Here is a 15584-nt window from a genome sequence, read left to right as displayed (position 1 = left end):
TCCTCGATCCGCTCGAACTGCGCGCATGGCGTAATCCGCCCGCGCCACACGGTTAAATGAGTCCCGCTAAAAAAAATCCCGGCCATCAGGCCGGGATGAGGATTGCGGGCATCGGGCAGGTTATGAAATCGCCATGTTCATCAGCAGGCAACCGATCAGGCCGCAGACCGAAATAATGGTTTCCAGCACCGACCAGGATTTGATGGTTTCCATGATGGTCAGGTTAAAATACTCCTTGAACAGCCAGAAACCCGGATCGTTCACGTGGGAGAAAATCACGCTGCCGGCGCCGACGGCAATAACCATCAGCTCGGGACTGGCGCCGGTGGTGGCAATCAGCGGCGCGGCGATGCCGCCGGCGGTGATGGCCGCAACCGTGGCGGAGCCGAGGGCGATACGCAGTACGGCGGCGATTGACCAGGCCAGCAGCAACGGCGAAATGGAGCTGCCTTCCATCAGCGAGGCAATGTAGTTACCCACGCCGCTGTCCACCAGAACCTGTTTAAATGCCCCGCCCCCGCCGATGATCAGCAGGATCATGGCAATAATCTTGATGGAGTCGCTGATGGTGTCCATCACCTGCTGCACGCTGCGGCCGCGGTTAATGCCGAAGGTGAAGATGGCAATCAGCACCGAAATCAGGGTTGCCATGATCGGATCGCCAAAAAATTCGGCGTAGGGCAGGATCACATGTCCGGCGGGCAATGCCATCTCGGCCACGGCGCGCAGCGCCATCAGCACGACGGGCACCAGCGCGGTCCAGACGCTGACCGCGAAGGTCGGCATTTCCTGTTCGGTAAAGATTTTCGGATTGTACAGACCTTCCGGCACCGGCTTGTCGATGCCTTTCAGGAACCGGCTATATACCGGACCCGCCAGGATCACCGTGGGCACCGCCAGTATGGCGCCATACAGCAGGGTCTTGCCCATATCCGCATGGAAAATCGTGGCAATGGCGGTCGGTCCCGGATGCGGCGGCAGGAAGCCATGGGTGACCGAAAGCGCGGCCGCCATCGGCACGCCGACATACAGCAGCGGAATACGCGCCGTTGCGGCCAGGCTGAACACCAGCGGCAGCATCAGCACGAAGCCGATTTCGTAAAACAGGGCAAACCCCACGGTAAAGCCCGTAACGACTACCGCCCATTGGATATTCTGCTTGCCGAACTTATCGATAAGCGTAGTGGCGATACGCTGTGCGCCGCCACAGTCCGCCAGCAGCTTACCCAGCATGGCGCCAAAACCGATAATCAACGCCAGGCTGCCTAAGGTACCGCCGACGCCGGACTTGATGGATACCAGTACTTTGCTTACCGGCATTCCCTCAAGCACGCCGACAATCAGCGCCACCAGGATAAGGGCTATAAAACCATTCAGTTTGAAACGAATCATGAGCAATAGCAGCAACGCCACGCCGATGGCAACGATAAAGAGCGGCATAAAAAATCCTCAATGGCCTTTTCCCGGCAAGGGTTTGAATGTCCTTGCCTTCGAGTAGTTATGCATTCGGGTCAGTGATGCGCAAGTTAGGGATATCTCCCGACCAACCGTTAGAGCATAGTGCGTATCAAGATGTTACCGGTATCATGATACCGGTAACATCTTATTAAGGAATCCACTGGCGGCACTAAATTAACGTTTTGGGAGGTGGATCATAATTATGGGTATGTCAGATGACGCTACGATGAACCCATCGGCGCGGGAAAAAGCAGAAAAAGGAAAGATTTAGATGCTGTCGCCGGGTAATAGCGTAAAACCGACGTCCGTGATCGGCGGATCGACCGTCTCGCCACGCAGGCGGGCCAAGAGTTTCTCGGCGCTCAGGCGTCCCATCTCCTCGCGGGGGGTGAGCACGCTGGCAAGCCTGGGCAGCATCGCCTGGCCGACATCGTGGCCGTGGAAACCGGCGATGGCCATATCCTCGGGGATGCGCAGCCCCTGGCGCTGGCATTCAAACACCGCGCCGATGGCCAGGTCATCGTTGGTGCAGATAATGCTGTCCATGGCGGGAAACTCGCGCCGGGCCTGGCGAAACAGCTCCGCGCCGGTCGAGTAGGTGGATGATTCGACAATCATGACGCTGTGGGCCGGCAGCCCCTGCTCTTTCATGGCCTGTTCATAACCGCGCTGTTTGATAATGGTACGCTCATCCAGGCGCGCGCCGAAATACACCACGTTGCGATGCCCGCGCGAGATGATATACAGGGTCATTTGCCGCGCCGCCTCGAAATTATCAAACCCCACCGCGATATCCAGACAGGGTGAAACGCTGTCCATGATCTCGACCACCGGGATACCGGCCACTTCAATCATCTTCAGGGTGCGCGGGGTATGGGAGCGTTCGGCTAAAATCAGCCCGTCGATATTATATGAAAGCAGCGAGGTCAGGCGCAGCTCTTCGGTTTCGGGCTGGTAGCCGTAGTGGGCCAGCATGGTCTGGTAGCCGTGGGCGTCGGTGACCGTTTCGATGCCGCGCAGCACTTCGGCGAACACCTGGTTGGTCAGGGAGGGCAGCAGCACGCCGATGGCCCGGCTGGTGGAGTTGGAGAGGATATCCGGCGCCCGGTTGGGAATATACCCCAGCTCATCCAGGGATTGGGCGATTTTAAACTGCAACGCCTCGGATACCAGCGCCGGATTGCGCAAATAGCGGCTGACCGTCATTTTAGTGACGCCGACTTTATCGGCAACATCCTGAAGTCCCGGTCTTTTTTTCTTGATTTGCGCCATGACTGCTCCCACCTGGAATGGGCGCAGTTTAGCAAAAAAAAGACGTGGCGAGTATGTTTATCAGGAGAGGGTGAGCGTGGGCAAAAAAATAGGGCCAAGGCCCCATTTATTATGTGAGTGATGTGGCTATATCAGGAGCAGCCGCAGCCGGGCTAGGGGGTTAGCCCAGGGTCCAATGACTCGGCCAGCGCCACGGCGTCAGCGCCGGCGGGGATGTGAAACGGGCACGAGGGGTCGTTTGCCGCGCGCCATACCGCCTCCGCCACGTCCAGCGGCCGGGTGATCGGGGACGACGACTGTGCCCATTCGTCGAAGACACTCTGCCCAAGGTCGGCGTAGGCATCCGGGAACCCGCCCTGCAACCGGGGCTGTGCGTTTTCACCGAAGCGCGTATCCGGCGCCCGACCGGGAAGCACCAGGTTTACCCGAATGTTGAATTGCCGGAGTTCCAGCGCCAGACACTGCGTAAATGCGTTCACTGCCGCCTTGCTCGCGGTATAGACGGAAAGCAGGGTAAACGACGTCAATGTCACCGTCGATGTGACGTTTACGATTGCCCCGGCCCGGCGTTGCCTGAATTGAGGCAGCACCGCCTGGATCACCGCCATGGTGCCGAAGGTGTTGGTTTCGAAGACTTCGCGGACCATTGCCATCGGAGTGCCTTCAAAGGCGCTGAGCAGGCCAATGCCCGCGTTGTTGACCAGGACGTCGATCGGCCCCGCGTCGTCCACCGCCCTACGGATGCTGTCCGGATCGGTAACATCAAGGGCCAGCACGCGCAGACGCGGGGAATGTGGCAGAATGTCCCCGCGCGGCGTACGCATCGTGGCGATAACATTCCAGCCGCGATCGAGGAAGTATTGCGCGGTTTCGAGGCCGAAACCGGACGAGCATCCGGTAATCATAACGGTTTTCATTGTAAGCTCCTGCGAGTGGTTGGCGATATCGACATGATAGATTGCCCCATCCGGACTTGCTATAATTGTAAGTCCATATTTCATTCGCGGGAGTACGGCCATGATCGATCCGCTGGCAGAAGTGGTCACGTTGCTCCAGCCCGGCGCCCCGTTCTCGAAAGTCGTCAGCGGGGCAGGTCCCTGGCGGGTTCGCCATAACAGATCCGGGCAGACGTTCTACTGCGTAATCCTCGACGGTTCGTGCCGCCTGGCGATCGACGGACATGAGCCGATTATCCTGCGGGGGGGCGACTTTATCCTAATCGCCACGGCATATGGCTTCACGATGTCCAGCGTTGAACCGGTAGCGCCGGAGGCCCCCGATAACGCTCCCGTCGCGCTGCCCCATGGCGAATACAGGCTCGGCGTGCAAAGCGGGCCGGCCGACATTCAAATGCTTGGGGGCGAATGCGTCTTCGGCTCGCCGGACGCGGCCCTGCTGGTTTCGTTCCTACCGCAGCTAGTGTATGTTCGCGGCGAGAATAGGCTGGCCACCCTGGTGCAAATGGTGGGGGAAGAATACCGCGCGCTGCGGCCCGCGCGTGATGTCATCCTGGCGCGCCTCCTTGAGGTTCTTCTCATCGAAGCCCTGCGATCCACGGCGGGAACCGCGGCGTCGCCGGGCCTGCTGCGCGGGCTGGCCGATGAACGCCTCGCGATCGCGATACGCCGCATGCACGAAAGCCCGACCCGGCCCTGGAAGGTTGCCCAGTTGGCTAAGGAGGCGGCCCTCTCCCGCTCGGCGTTTTTCGAGCGATTCAACCGCGCGGTGGGCATGACGCCTATGGAGTACCTGCTCGCCTGGCGCATGGCCTTGGCGAAGAACCTGCTGCGGCACGAGAAATACGGCGTTGCCGAGGTTGCGCAACGCGTCGGCTACAGCTCCGCGAGCGCGTTCAGCGTTGCATTCACCCGCCATGTCGGACTGCCGCCGACGCAGTACGCGCGGGAGGCGCTGTAATAGTGAAATAGCGTCGCCAAAACGCAAAAAACCGCGCTCATCGCCGGGCGCGGCTTCAGGCTTTTGACAAACCTGCACATAAGCTTGGGACGGATGTGCCGGGCAAGGAGCCGCTTGGGACCAACACGCTTGCGGGCCCAAGCGCTATAGCGGCAAGGACGGAAGTATTTACGGCGTCTTTACGATCTTGCCCACCACGCCCGCAACACCCTGTTGTATTATACCGGCGGCAGGTCGAATACCAGGATTTCGCTGTCCCGCCCCGTCTTGATGGTTAAGGCGGTTTCGTCCCAAACGGCAAGCGCATCGCTGGCGCCGACCTGTTGTCCGTTGATATCCAACTCACCGCGCACTACCTGGATCCAGACACGCCGTCCCGGCGCCACGTCCAGCGTTTCCTGCCGATCGCCGGCCAACGCCCAGCGCGACAGGGTCATGTCTTGGAACACCTTCAGCGATCCGTCGCGCGCATCCGGCGACAGCACCAGTTGCCGCCCCTGCGGCGCATCAAAACGGCGCTGTTCATAACGCGGTTCCAGGCCGGTCTGCCGCGGGATAATCCAGATTTGATATAAATGCAGCGCCTTGTCGTCACGGCCGTTGTATTCGGAATGACGCACCCCGGTGCCGGCGCTCATGATCTGGAACTCCCCGGCATGGATTTGTTCTTTATTGCCCATGCTGTCCTGATGCTCAACCGTACCGTCCAGCACATAGGTCAGGATTTCCATATCTTTATGGGGGTGGGTACCGAAGCCCTTGCCTTCGGCGATGTGGTCTTCGTTAATCACCCTCAGTGCGGAAAAGCCCATGAATTTGGCATCATAATAGTCGGCAAAAGAAAAAGTATGCCAGCTATCCAGCCAACCATGGTTAGCATGACCGCGATCGTTTGCTGCTCTTAAGAAAATCATGTTCAAGTCTCCTCAACGTTTTTTTCTAGTCTAAACCTGCGCTGGGAATATGAAAGGGTAAAAATCTCATCGCTCTGTTCAAAAAATCTGAATGTTTAGAGCGCCATGATTCAGTGGCTTTGCCGGTTGGATGGAGGGAGGGAAATCAAGGTTAAAAAAAAGCCGGCATCAGGGCCGGCCGAAGAAATACTGGAAGCAATGTGAGCAATGTCGTGCTTTCGCGGTTATCGCCACTATCCGAACCATAACCGGATTGCATGGTGATAATAATCATTATCATTCGCACTTGTAAAGTATTTTTTAAAGATACATCTGGCGCAGGAGACGTGATACCGCCTCTTCGCCGTTAGTGCCTATGACTTCAAGCTCGGGCAGCAGATCCTTGAGGCGCTGGTGCGAATTTTTCATGATGCAGCCCTTGCCGGCCATGGTGAGCATCTCTTTATCGTTCATGCCGTCGCCAAACGAAATGCAGTCGGACAAGGCGAAACCCAGGGTTTTCGACACCTGATCCAGCGCATGTCCCTTGGAGACGCCGCCGGCCATGACTTCCAGGCATACCGGCAGTGAAAAGCAGACGTTGACCCGGGAGCCCCAGCGCGCGTTAAGCGAGTCCTCCAGGGCCACCAGCCGTTCATGGTTGTCGCTGGTGTAGTAAACCTTGCAAATGCCGTCGGCAGGCAGCGTGCCCGGCTCGAACAGCTGGTAGTTGAATTCGGATTCGCGAAAAAAGTCTTGCTGATCCAATCTGTTGCGGTTCATATACCAGTCATCGCCACGATAGACGTTGGTCAGGATTTCCGGGTCGTCATGGACCAGGCCGAACAGATCGGCGGCAATATCCCCATCCAGGTCATGGGCGAAAATCAGCTCGCCCGCCGGGTTATGCACCCGCGCGCCGTTGGAGGTAATCATATACGCGCTGATACCGAGATTATCGCGGATTTGGGAAACATCGATATGATGACGGCCGGTGGCAAATACAAAATTGATGCCCCTGGCGGTCATCAGCTGCAAGGTTTCCTTCGTGTAAGGTTTGAGGGTGTGGTCCGGCGCAAGCAGGGTACCGTCAAGATCGGAAGCAACGACATGATACATAAGCCTTAATTAAACCTCTGGTGTTATCGGCGGTTGTACACCGCCGGAAATTGAGTGATAACGGCCAAAAAACGCGGTAATCCTTTCCAGCGCCTCGGCGCGCAGAGTGTCTTTTTCAAACAGGATCTCATGCCTGGCACCCTCGATCCTAACGGGTTTATTTGCCTCGCACGGATGCCCGGCGGCGGCCATGATCTGGCAAAAAAGCTCATGGCTGTGGTTATCGACAATCCGGTCCTCCCCCGCCTGCAGCAACAGTAACGGGGTGGTAATGTCCGCGGCCTTGGCCAGCACGTCATGCCCTGCCAACACCCCTTCCCTGACCCAATGATAGGTCGGGCCGCCAACCCGCAGTTCCGGATCGTCGGCGTAAAAACGCAGGCTGCGCCGGTAACGTTGCCCGCTGTGCGTCAGCATATTGAGCATAAACGGCAGGGGACGCCATTGCCCGGTGCCGATGGCGTAATAATCACGCATGGCCGGCCGCTGCTCGGTCCATTCCAGGATTTGCCAGGCCAGCCAGTGCGGCATCGGCAGGCGGATGCCGAACATGGGCGCGCAGAGCACCGCTGCGTCGCAGGCATCCGGCTTGGCGGCCAGGAACAGGGCCAAAACCGCCCCGCCCATGGAGTGCGCCAGGGCAAAACGGCGTTTATAACGGCCGGGGACCACGTACTGCTGCCAGAACTGGGTAAAATCGCTGACGTAATCGCCGAACTGCAGTACGTGCCCCCGATGGGTATCTTCCAGCAGGCGGCCGGAACGCCCCTGGCCGCGGTGATCGATGATCATCACGTCATAGCCGCAGTGGAACAGATCGTAGGCCACTTCGGGATATTTTACGTAGCTTTCAATGCGCCCGGTGCTGATGACGATCACCTTGTTGTGCCGGGCCGAGCGCAGGCGGACAAAACGAATCGGCATGCCCTGCGCCCCGATGAACTCGCCCTCTTCCCGTTGGTGCCAGAAATCCAACAACGCTCCGGTGGAGAAGGCGGCGAACTGTTGTTCGCGGGTTAACCAACTTTTTTTATGTACCGACACCACCTGCGCTACTCCTGGCAAAACACGGGGCAATTCATTACTGTCCGGCGCGCTGGAAATTCGTTGCCGTCCTGACGGGGAAAAGGCTACTCTGTCTGCATTGACATATTGTGACATAAAAACAACATTTCAGGGAGCGCAATTAATGACCTGCGACTGGTGGCTTACCTACCTGCTCACAACCACCATACTAAGCCTGTCGCCCGGTTCGGGGGCGATTAACACCATGAGCACCGGCATCAGCCACGGTTATCGCGGCGCGGTGGCGTCCATTGCCGGCCTGCAGGTGGGATTGGCCACGCATATCGTGCTGGTGGGTATTGGATTGGGGGCGTTATTCGCCCATTCGCTGCTGGCGTTTGAAATCCTGAAATGGCTGGGGGTGGCTTACCTGGTCTGGCTTGGCATCCAGCAATGGCGCTCCGCCGGCAGCCTTAGCCTGGACGCCTCAAGCGCCGCGCTGCTGCCCAGGCGCCGGTTATTCAAGCGGGCTATTTTTGTCAACCTGACCAATCCCAAAAGCATTGTGTTCCTGGCCGCGCTGTTCCCGCAGTTCGTGCTGCCGCAGTACCCGCAGGCATCGCAATACCTGGTGCTGGGCGTCACCACCCTGGCGGTGGATACTATCGTGATGATTGGCTATGCGACCCTGGCCACCCGCCTGGCCCGCTGGCTGAAGGGGCCGCGCCAGATGCGGCGGCTGAACCGCACCTTTGGGTCGCTGTTTATCATGGTCGGCGCGCTGCTGGCTAGCGCGAAATAATCAGGTTGATGCCGAAACCGGCAAAAAACACCCCCGCCACCCCATCGATCCAGCGCGCCAAGCGCTGGTAGCCGCGGCGCATGGCCGGCAGGGCAAACACCACCGCCACCACGCTGAACCACAGCAGGGTTTCGCCGATAATCATGATAAAGAGTCCCCAACGCGCGCCGGCGGCCACGTTGTCGCCGACAAACAGCGAGAACACGCTGCCGAAGTAGATGACCGCCTTCGGATTGGCCAGGTTGGTCAACAGGCCGCGCACAAAGGTGCGTCCGGTATGGGTCGACGCCGCCGGGGTATCGCCCGCCGGCGGCGGGGACGGATGCCGGGCGGCGCGCAGCAGCTGCCATCCCAGCCAGCAGAGGTACAAACCACCGCCGACCGTGATGATGCTGTGCAGCCACTTCATTTTCAGCAGCAGCAGGTGCAACCCCATCAGCGCCACGGCGGCCCACACCGCCACGCCCAGGGTAATCCCCAGCATGCCCATCATGGCGTCGCGGCGCGAACGGCTGGCCGCGGTCTGGGAAATAAAGAAAAAATCCGGACCGGGGCTCATCAGGGCAATTAAATGCACCATGGCCACGGTGGCAAACAAGACTAACATCGCTGGTCGCTCCTGATAACAGTTGCCGCCGCGGCGGCGGGTTTACCGGCTGGATAACACCTTGTTAACACCGTTCCTCATGCTTAACCCCGGTGGCAGCGCCGGAGCGGGATAGGCGCTGTCCGCACCATGGCCGCTACAGCCCATCATCGTCAACCAGGTGCTCGCGGATCAGGGTAAGGAACGGCATACCGAAGCGATCCAGTTTACGATTGCCGACGCCGTTCACCCGCAGCATATCGCCGGGGGTCACCGGCAGCTGCTCGGCCATTTCCAGCAGCGTCGCATCATTAAATACCACATAAGGCGGCACGTTGGCCTCATCCGCCAGGGATTTGCGCAGCTTGCGCAGCTTGGCGAACAGTTGCCGGTCATAATTGCCGCCGTAGGTTTTCGGCGCGGTGCCGCGCGCCTTCAGGTTGGGCAGACGCGGCTCGGCCAGCATCAGCGGCACCTCGCCGCGCAATACCGGACGCGCCGACTCGGTCAGCTGCAACGCCGAATGCTGGGTAATATTCTGGCTGACCAGCCCCAGGTGAATCAACTGGCGCAGCACGCTGACCCAGTGCTCATTGGTGCGGTCGCGGCCGATGCCGTATACCGGCAGTTTATCGTGGGCATAGTCGCGAATGCGCTGGCTATTGGCGCCGCGCAATACCTCGACGATATACCCCATGCCGAAGCGCTGGCCCACCCGGTAAATGCAAGACAGCGCCTTGCGCGCTTCCTCCAGCCCGTCATAGCGCTTAGGCGGATCGAGGCAAATATCGCAGTTGCCGCAGGGCTGTTGGCGACCCTCGCCAAAATAATTCAGCAACACCAGGCGGCGGCAGGTTTGCGCCTCGGCGAACGCGCCCATGGCGTTCAGCTTATGGCGCTCGATGTCCTGCTGCTCGCCGGGGGCCTTTTCCTCCAGGCAGCGGCGCAGCCAGGCCATATCCGCCGGATCGTAAAATAAAATGGCCTCGGCGGGCAGGCCGTCGCGACCGGCGCGACCGGTTTCCTGGTAATAGGACTCGATGTTGCGCGGGATATCGAAGTGCAGCACAAAACGCACGTTGGGTTTGTTGATGCCCATGCCGAAGGCCACGGTGGCCACCACCACCTGCAGATCGTCGCGCTGGAACGCCTCCTGCACCTGCCCGCGCCGGTCGTTGCTCAGCCCGGCATGATAGGCGTCGGCGCTCACCCCGCGGCTTTGCAGGCGCGCGCTGACATCTTCCACCTTGGAGCGGCTGTTGCAGTAGATGATGCCGCACTTGCCGCGCTGCCCCTGCACGTAGTGCCAGAGCTGCTCGAAGGGCTTATATTTTTCCACCAGGGTATAACGGATATTGGGGCGATCGAAGCTGCTGATTTGGATCAGCGGGTCCTGCAGGTCCAGCAGGCGGACAATATCCAGACGGGTGGTTTCGTCCGCCGTGGCGGTCAGGGCGATAAACGGCAGGCCGGGAAAATGCCGTTTGATTTGCCCGAGCGTGCGGTATTCCGGGCGGAAATCGTGCCCCCACTGCGAGATGCAGTGCGCCTCGTCCACCGCGATCATCGCCGGGTGCCATTGCAGCAGCTGCTCCAGCATATTGTCCATCATCAGGCGTTCCGGCGCGATGTAGAGCAGCTTGATGCGGCCTTCACGACAGCCGGACATCACCTCGTGCTGCTGCTCGCGGGTTTGCGTGGAATTCAGGCACCCCGCGGCAACGCCGTAGGCCTGCAGTTGATCCACCTGATCCTTCATCAGGGAAATCAAGGGCGACACCACGACGGTCAGCCCCGCCATCACCAACGCCGGGATCTGGTAGCACAAGGATTTGCCGCCGCCGGTCGGCATGACCGCCAGGCAATCCCTGCCGCTCATCACGGCGTTAATCAGCGCTTGCTGACCCGGGCGGAACTGCTGGTAGCCGAAGGTATCATGCAATACCTGCTCCGCCAGCGCTTCCCGATCTATTACTGCCACCGTTGACACATCTTCCCCAACTTATTACGTTTTGCGTTCAGGGGCCGGACGTTCCGACGCCTGTGATAAAACCTGTCGATTTACATAAAGTCGTTGAGCATAAAGCCTGCCCCGACGCGGGTTTGCCGGTGGTTATAGTCAATCAGCGACTCGCCGTAACCACTGAACACCTGCGTATAGAAGCGCACGTGACGGGAAATCGGATAGCTCCACCCCAGTTGGCCGCTGCCGTATCCGCTGTTCCAGTTATAGCGGCTTTCAACGCTGAACACGCTTTCACCCCAGGCATAACCGATCTTTAGCCGATAATACCCCAAATATTTGGTGATATCAGGGTTGTCATTGTTATTGCCGAACGTCATCCAGGGTTTCACTTCCACCTGCCAGTTGCCGTTTTGCGCCATCAGGCGGGTGTAGGCGCGATCCCAGCTGCGCGAGGTCGGGTCGGACCTGCCGTTGGACTGATGATTAACGCCGACTTCGATGTCGCGCAGGGTCCAGCCCGCAAAATCATAATCCGTCGCCCAGCCGAGGAACAGCTGCGGCTCATAATTGGTTTCACGAAACGGCGACGATTCCTGGGTATTGGAAATCTGCCAGAACGAGTGCTGCGTATAGGAGGCGCCCAGCACGGAATTATCCCCGGCAATACCGCGCCACAGCGGGAAACCCAGGCTCAGCTGGAAGTCGAGCTCGTCGCGACGGGCGTTTTCGGCCCAGTCGTAAGACTTGATGGCTTCTTTGTTCATATCGCTGGTGTAGGTATACATCACGAAGTTGCTTTCATACGGATACAGTACAAAAGCGTTGTCGTGTTCCTGCAGCATATTAGCGATAATACTACCCTTGACAGCCGGCGCATCGTGGATTTTTACCACCGTCGCTTCTTCCGCATTCACGAACGTCGATGATCCTAAAAAGAGAACCGCGGCTCCCAAAAGCTTACGCATATATTTTTCTCCGAAAGTGCGCAATCCAAGAATGCATGCAAGCGGATCATTTTACACACTATCATCTATTTCTTTTAGCAAATTACTGACTATTCGCACGCAGGCATAAGCGATAGCGTACAGGTATCCTGTTATACGTAATATCCAAGCGCACCGGTATGCGCCGCCTCCGATCGCGGCGGCCCGGGGGAAAGAAATCAGGATTGACCGCAGGTGAATATGTCATAACTTTCGCTTATACTGACCTGCTTATTTTACGTAACCAGGTTACCCCATGAATGAAAAATCCACCCGCCAGGGCGTGCTATGCGCACTGGGTGCCTATCTTATTTGGGGGCTGGCGCCGGCGTATTTCAAACTGATCCAGCAGGTTCCCGCCACGGAAATCCTCACCCACCGCATTATCTGGTCGGTATTCTTTATGCTGGCGTTGCTGATCCTGTGCCGTAAATGGCGGCAGGCGCGCGAAGTATTTCTCCGTCCCAAGGTCCTGCTGCTGCTGGGCGTTACCTCGTTGCTGGTGGGGAGCAATTGGCTGCTCTATATCTGGGCGGTGAATCATCATCACATGCTGGAAGCCAGCCTGGGTTATTTTATCAATCCGCTGGTCAATATTTTGCTGGGGATGGTATTTCTCGGCGAGCGCTTTCGCAAACTGCAGTGGCTGGCGGTGAGCCTGGCCATCTGCGGCGTGCTGATACAGCTGTGGAAGTTCGGCTCGCTGCCATGGATTGCCCTGGGCCTGGCCTTCAGCTTTGCTTTTTATGGCCTGCTGCGTAAAAAGCTGGGCGTCGACCCGCAGACCGGCATGCTGATCGAAACCCTCTGGCTGCTGCCGGCCGGCGCCTGGTATCTGTTTGTCTTTGCCGACAGCCCCACCAGCCATTTAAGCGCCAACCCGTGGCAGCTCAATATGCTGCTGGCGGCGGCGGGGATTATCACCACCATACCGCTGCTGTTGTTTGCCGCCGCCGCCAACCATCTGCGTCTCTCGACGCTGGGTTTTTTCCAGTACCTCGGTCCGACGCTGATGTTCCTGCTGGCGGTGGCGTTTTACGGCGAGGCCATGACGGAAGACAAGCTGTTCGCCTTTGGGTTTATCTGGCTGGCGCTGGCGGTATTTATCTTTGACGCGCTGATAGCGCAGCAAAAATTACGTCATGCGCGGCACCGCATGGCGTGAGATAAAACGCGCCATGGCCGGGCCAATCAATAAAATCGAAAACAGCCGCAGGCTTTGCATCGCCATGACGAAGCCGATATCGGCGTGGCTGCCCGCGGCAATAATCGCCATCGTATCCAGCCCGCCGGGGCTGGTGGCGAGATAGGCGGTCAGCAGATCCACCGGCAGCAGCAGTGTCAACACCCAGGCCATCAGGCCGCACAGCAGAATGAGCCCCACGATGGACGCCACCATCTGCGGCAGCGTTTTCAACGCCAGCATCACGATGGCCGGGGTAAAACGCAGCCCGACGCTCCAGCCGATAAACGCGTAGGCCAGGGCCAGCAGCCATTGCGGCACCTGTATCGTCAGCGTGCCGGTGATATGCAGGGCGGCGCCGGCCAGCATCGGGATCAGCAGCGCGCCGGCGGGAATATGCAGTTTTCGCCCCAGCCAGGCGCCGGCGACCCCAATAACCAGGGTGGCGGCAAAACGGTAATCCAGCGCGGGAAACCACTCCACGGCCGCCGGCTCGCCCTGGTCGGCCAAACTGATATGCGCCACCAGGGCCGCCGCCGCCGCGACGAACAGCACGCGCAGATATTGCATAAACGCCACCAGCCGCACATCCGCGCCGAACTCACCCGCCATCGCCACCATCGCCGACGCGCCGCCGGGCGAGGAACCCCAGGCTCCGGTGGGTCCCGGCAAGCTGCTGAACCTGACCAGCAGCCAGCCCGACAGGCCGCTGGCCAGCAGGGTCATGACCAGCACCACCAGCACCATCGGCCAGTCGGATATCAGGACGTTGAGGATAGAGGGTGAGAGAGTCAGGGCAATCATGCAGCCGAGGACCGACTGGCAGCCGATAAAAATGCGCGGGGGGATATCAATGGCGGCGCCGCTAAGCGCCATGATTACGCCGATCAGCATCGGGCCTATCAGCAGGGCGGCCGGGAAATGGTAATATTGCAGGGTAAATCCAACGGCCAGCGAGCAAAACAGTAACACGGCCCATTGGGCGGTAAGCGGCAAATGTTTCATCGGCAACGTTCGCAACGTTAATCAGGGTATGCTAAAGCGAGATGTTTTAGCCAGGCACCCTGTTTTATCATATTCGCCGGGTGGGGCAATCATTTATCGTACAATAATACCCTAATTGCTCTTCGCCCGGTCGGGCGAGGCTTAGCCTATTACAGGCCCGCGCCGCGGCCCGGCCGGCGCATCGCGCTACAGCCAGTTCTTACGCTTAAAGTACAGATAGGGCGCCAGTCCCGCCAGGATCATCAGCCCGATGGCGCCGGGATAACCAAACGACCATTTCAGCTCCGGCATAAAGTTAAAATTCATGCCGTAGCTGGAAGCCACCAGGGTCGGGGGCAGGAACACCACCGAGACCACCGAGAAGATTTTGATGATGCGGTTTTGCTCGATATTGATAAAACCCATCGCCGCCTGCATCAGGAAGTTGACCTTCTGGAACAGCGACTCGTTATGGGGCAGCAGGGATTCGATATCACGCAGGATTTCCCGCGCCTGCTCCAGCTGTCCCGAGGGCAGCCGCGCCTTGCGCACCAGGAAGTTGAGCGCGCGCTGGGTATCCATCAGGCACAGGCGCACCTTCCAGCCGACGTCTTCCAGCTCCGCCAGGGTGGAGAGCGCCTCGTCATACTCGTCGCCCTGGTGCCCTTCCATAATCACCAGGCTCAACGCTTCCAGGTCGCTGTAGATATTTTCAATCTCATCGGCCAGCTGTTCGATTTTGGTTTCGAATAAATCCAGCAGCAGCTCGTAGGCGTTGCCGTCGGTAAGCCGCTGGCTGCGGGCGCGCATGCGGTAAAGCCGGAACGCGGGCAGCTCGCGCTCGCGCAGGGTATAAAGGCGCCCGTCGCGGATGGTGAACGCCACGGTGGCGTTGCCGGCGTGATCTTCGGCGTCTTCATAAAAAAAGAAGGAGTGGATATGCAACCCGTCTTCGTCTTCGAAAAAACGCGCCGACGCTTCGATGTCCTCCAGATCCAGCCGGGTCGCCAGGCTCTGGCCCAGTTCGTCCTGCACCCGATTTCGTTCATCGTCGCCGGGCTCGATTAAATCTACCCAGACGGAATCGGCTAACCTGTCGGCTTCATCCAGCTCGAGGCGGGACAAGCGATTGTGATCCAATTTAAACGCGTTAAGCATACGCCATAGCTTCCTTAGCGGTGACAATCGGGAAACGCATTAGAAAGCAGAAACCGGGGGTGAGGATGTCACCGGCAAGTTTCAGACCATCGAGATCCGACTCTGAGCGACACATAAACGCGGGTCGCTGACAACCACTGAGGCTATCAGCAATAGGGATAGCCTTAGTGGGGGTACCTGATAAACAGATTATCGAGCCAGTATCTACTGGGGGCGTCCAAGGCGTGATCCTCTAACCATAATAGTGCGCGCATGTTA

14 protein-coding genes are annotated in these 15584 nt (G+C 58.8%); 3 read left to right on the top strand and 11 right to left on the bottom strand.

The window, feature by feature from the left end; genetic code table 11:
• Positions 1-120: 120 nt before the first annotated feature.
• From gntT to GRH90_RS16975, 3 genes are all read right to left on the bottom strand, one after another.
• Entirely contained in the window at positions 121-1440 is a 1320-nt protein-coding gene (gntT, locus tag GRH90_RS16985; RefSeq protein ID WP_162367149.1) for a gluconate transporter, read from the bottom strand.
• A 285-nt stretch (positions 1441-1725) separates the two neighbouring features.
• The gene (gntR, locus tag GRH90_RS16980; protein ID WP_162367228.1) at positions 1726-2721 is read right to left on the bottom strand and encodes a gluconate operon transcriptional repressor GntR; all 996 of its coding nucleotides are present in this window, start codon (positions 2719-2721) and stop codon (positions 1726-1728) included.
• Positions 2722-2882: 161 nt separating this feature from the next.
• Positions 2883-3647 (bottom strand): SDR family oxidoreductase, encoded by a 765-nt coding sequence (locus tag GRH90_RS16975; RefSeq protein ID WP_162367148.1) that lies wholly within the window; start codon positions 3645-3647, stop codon positions 2883-2885.
• A gap of 100 nt (positions 3648-3747) precedes the next feature.
• On the opposite strand from GRH90_RS16975, the gene GRH90_RS16970 reads away from it, so the two are divergent.
• Positions 3748-4647 (top strand): AraC family transcriptional regulator, encoded by a 900-nt coding sequence (locus GRH90_RS16970; RefSeq protein WP_162367147.1) that lies wholly within the window; start codon positions 3748-3750, stop codon positions 4645-4647.
• 218 nt (positions 4648-4865) lie between these two features.
• Here GRH90_RS16970 and GRH90_RS16965 read toward each other — a convergent pair whose 3' ends face one another.
• The 3 genes from GRH90_RS16965 to pldB all read right to left on the bottom strand — a co-directional run bounded on the left by GRH90_RS16965 (position 4866) and on the right by pldB (position 7703).
• Positions 4866-5561 carry a pirin family protein gene (locus GRH90_RS16965; protein WP_162367146.1) on the bottom strand — a complete coding sequence of 232 codons (696 nt, stop codon included), beginning with the start codon at positions 5559-5561 and terminating at the stop codon, positions 4866-4868.
• 300 nt (positions 5562-5861) lie between these two features.
• Positions 5862-6659: a sugar/pyridoxal phosphate phosphatase YigL gene (gene yigL / locus GRH90_RS16960; protein ID WP_162367145.1), complete on the bottom strand. Its 798-nt coding sequence runs from the start codon at positions 6657-6659 to the stop codon at positions 5862-5864.
• A 9-nt stretch (positions 6660-6668) separates the two neighbouring features.
• On the bottom strand, positions 6669-7703 hold the full coding sequence (pldB, locus tag GRH90_RS16955) for a lysophospholipase L2 (RefSeq protein WP_312857197.1): 1035 nt from the start codon (positions 7701-7703) through the stop codon (positions 6669-6671).
• 145 nt (positions 7704-7848) lie between these two features.
• On the opposite strand from pldB, the gene rhtB reads away from it, so the two are divergent.
• Positions 7849-8466: a homoserine/homoserine lactone efflux protein gene (rhtB, locus tag GRH90_RS16950; protein ID WP_162367143.1), complete on the top strand. Its 618-nt coding sequence runs from the start codon at positions 7849-7851 to the stop codon at positions 8464-8466.
• Here rhtB and rhtC read toward each other — a convergent pair.
• The 3 genes from rhtC to pldA all read right to left on the bottom strand — a co-directional run bounded on the left by rhtC (position 8453) and on the right by pldA (position 11983).
• On the bottom strand, positions 8453-9073 hold the full coding sequence (rhtC, locus tag GRH90_RS16945; RefSeq protein WP_162367142.1) for a threonine export protein RhtC: 621 nt from the start codon (positions 9071-9073) through the stop codon (positions 8453-8455). The two genes, rhtB and rhtC, sit on opposite strands and share 14 nt — an antisense overlap.
• Positions 9074-9209: 136 nt before the next feature.
• On the bottom strand, positions 9210-11042 hold the full coding sequence (gene recQ, locus GRH90_RS16940) for an ATP-dependent DNA helicase RecQ (protein ID WP_162367141.1): 1833 nt from the start codon (positions 11040-11042) through the stop codon (positions 9210-9212).
• A 71-nt stretch (positions 11043-11113) separates the two neighbouring features.
• On the bottom strand, positions 11114-11983 hold the full coding sequence (gene pldA, locus GRH90_RS16935) for a phospholipase A (RefSeq protein ID WP_162367140.1): 870 nt from the start codon (positions 11981-11983) through the stop codon (positions 11114-11116).
• Positions 11984-12257: 274 nt separating this feature from the next.
• On the opposite strand from pldA, the gene rarD reads away from it, so the two are divergent.
• A complete protein-coding gene (rarD, locus tag GRH90_RS16930; RefSeq protein ID WP_162367139.1) occupies positions 12258-13166 on the top strand; it encodes an EamA family transporter RarD in 909 nt (302 codons plus the stop codon).
• On the opposite strand, the gene GRH90_RS16925 is transcribed toward rarD, so the two are convergent.
• Positions 13137-14189, bottom strand: a complete 1053-nt coding sequence (locus GRH90_RS16925) for an AbrB family protein (protein ID WP_162367138.1) — start codon at positions 14187-14189, stop codon at positions 13137-13139. The genes rarD and GRH90_RS16925 overlap by 30 nt on opposite strands.
• Positions 14190-14375: 186 nt before the next feature.
• The gene (gene corA, locus GRH90_RS16920; RefSeq protein WP_162367137.1) at positions 14376-15326 is read right to left on the bottom strand and encodes a magnesium/cobalt transporter CorA; all 951 of its coding nucleotides are present in this window, start codon (positions 15324-15326) and stop codon (positions 14376-14378) included.
• Between the last annotated feature and the right edge of the window lie 258 nt (positions 15327-15584).

It is taken from the genome of Acerihabitans arboris (assembly GCF_010131535.1).
GTDB lineage: Bacteria > Pseudomonadota > Gammaproteobacteria > Enterobacterales > Enterobacteriaceae > Acerihabitans > Acerihabitans arboris.
The sequence above is the reverse complement of the archived record's forward strand: the minus strand, read 5'-3'. Positions and strand labels throughout refer to the sequence as shown.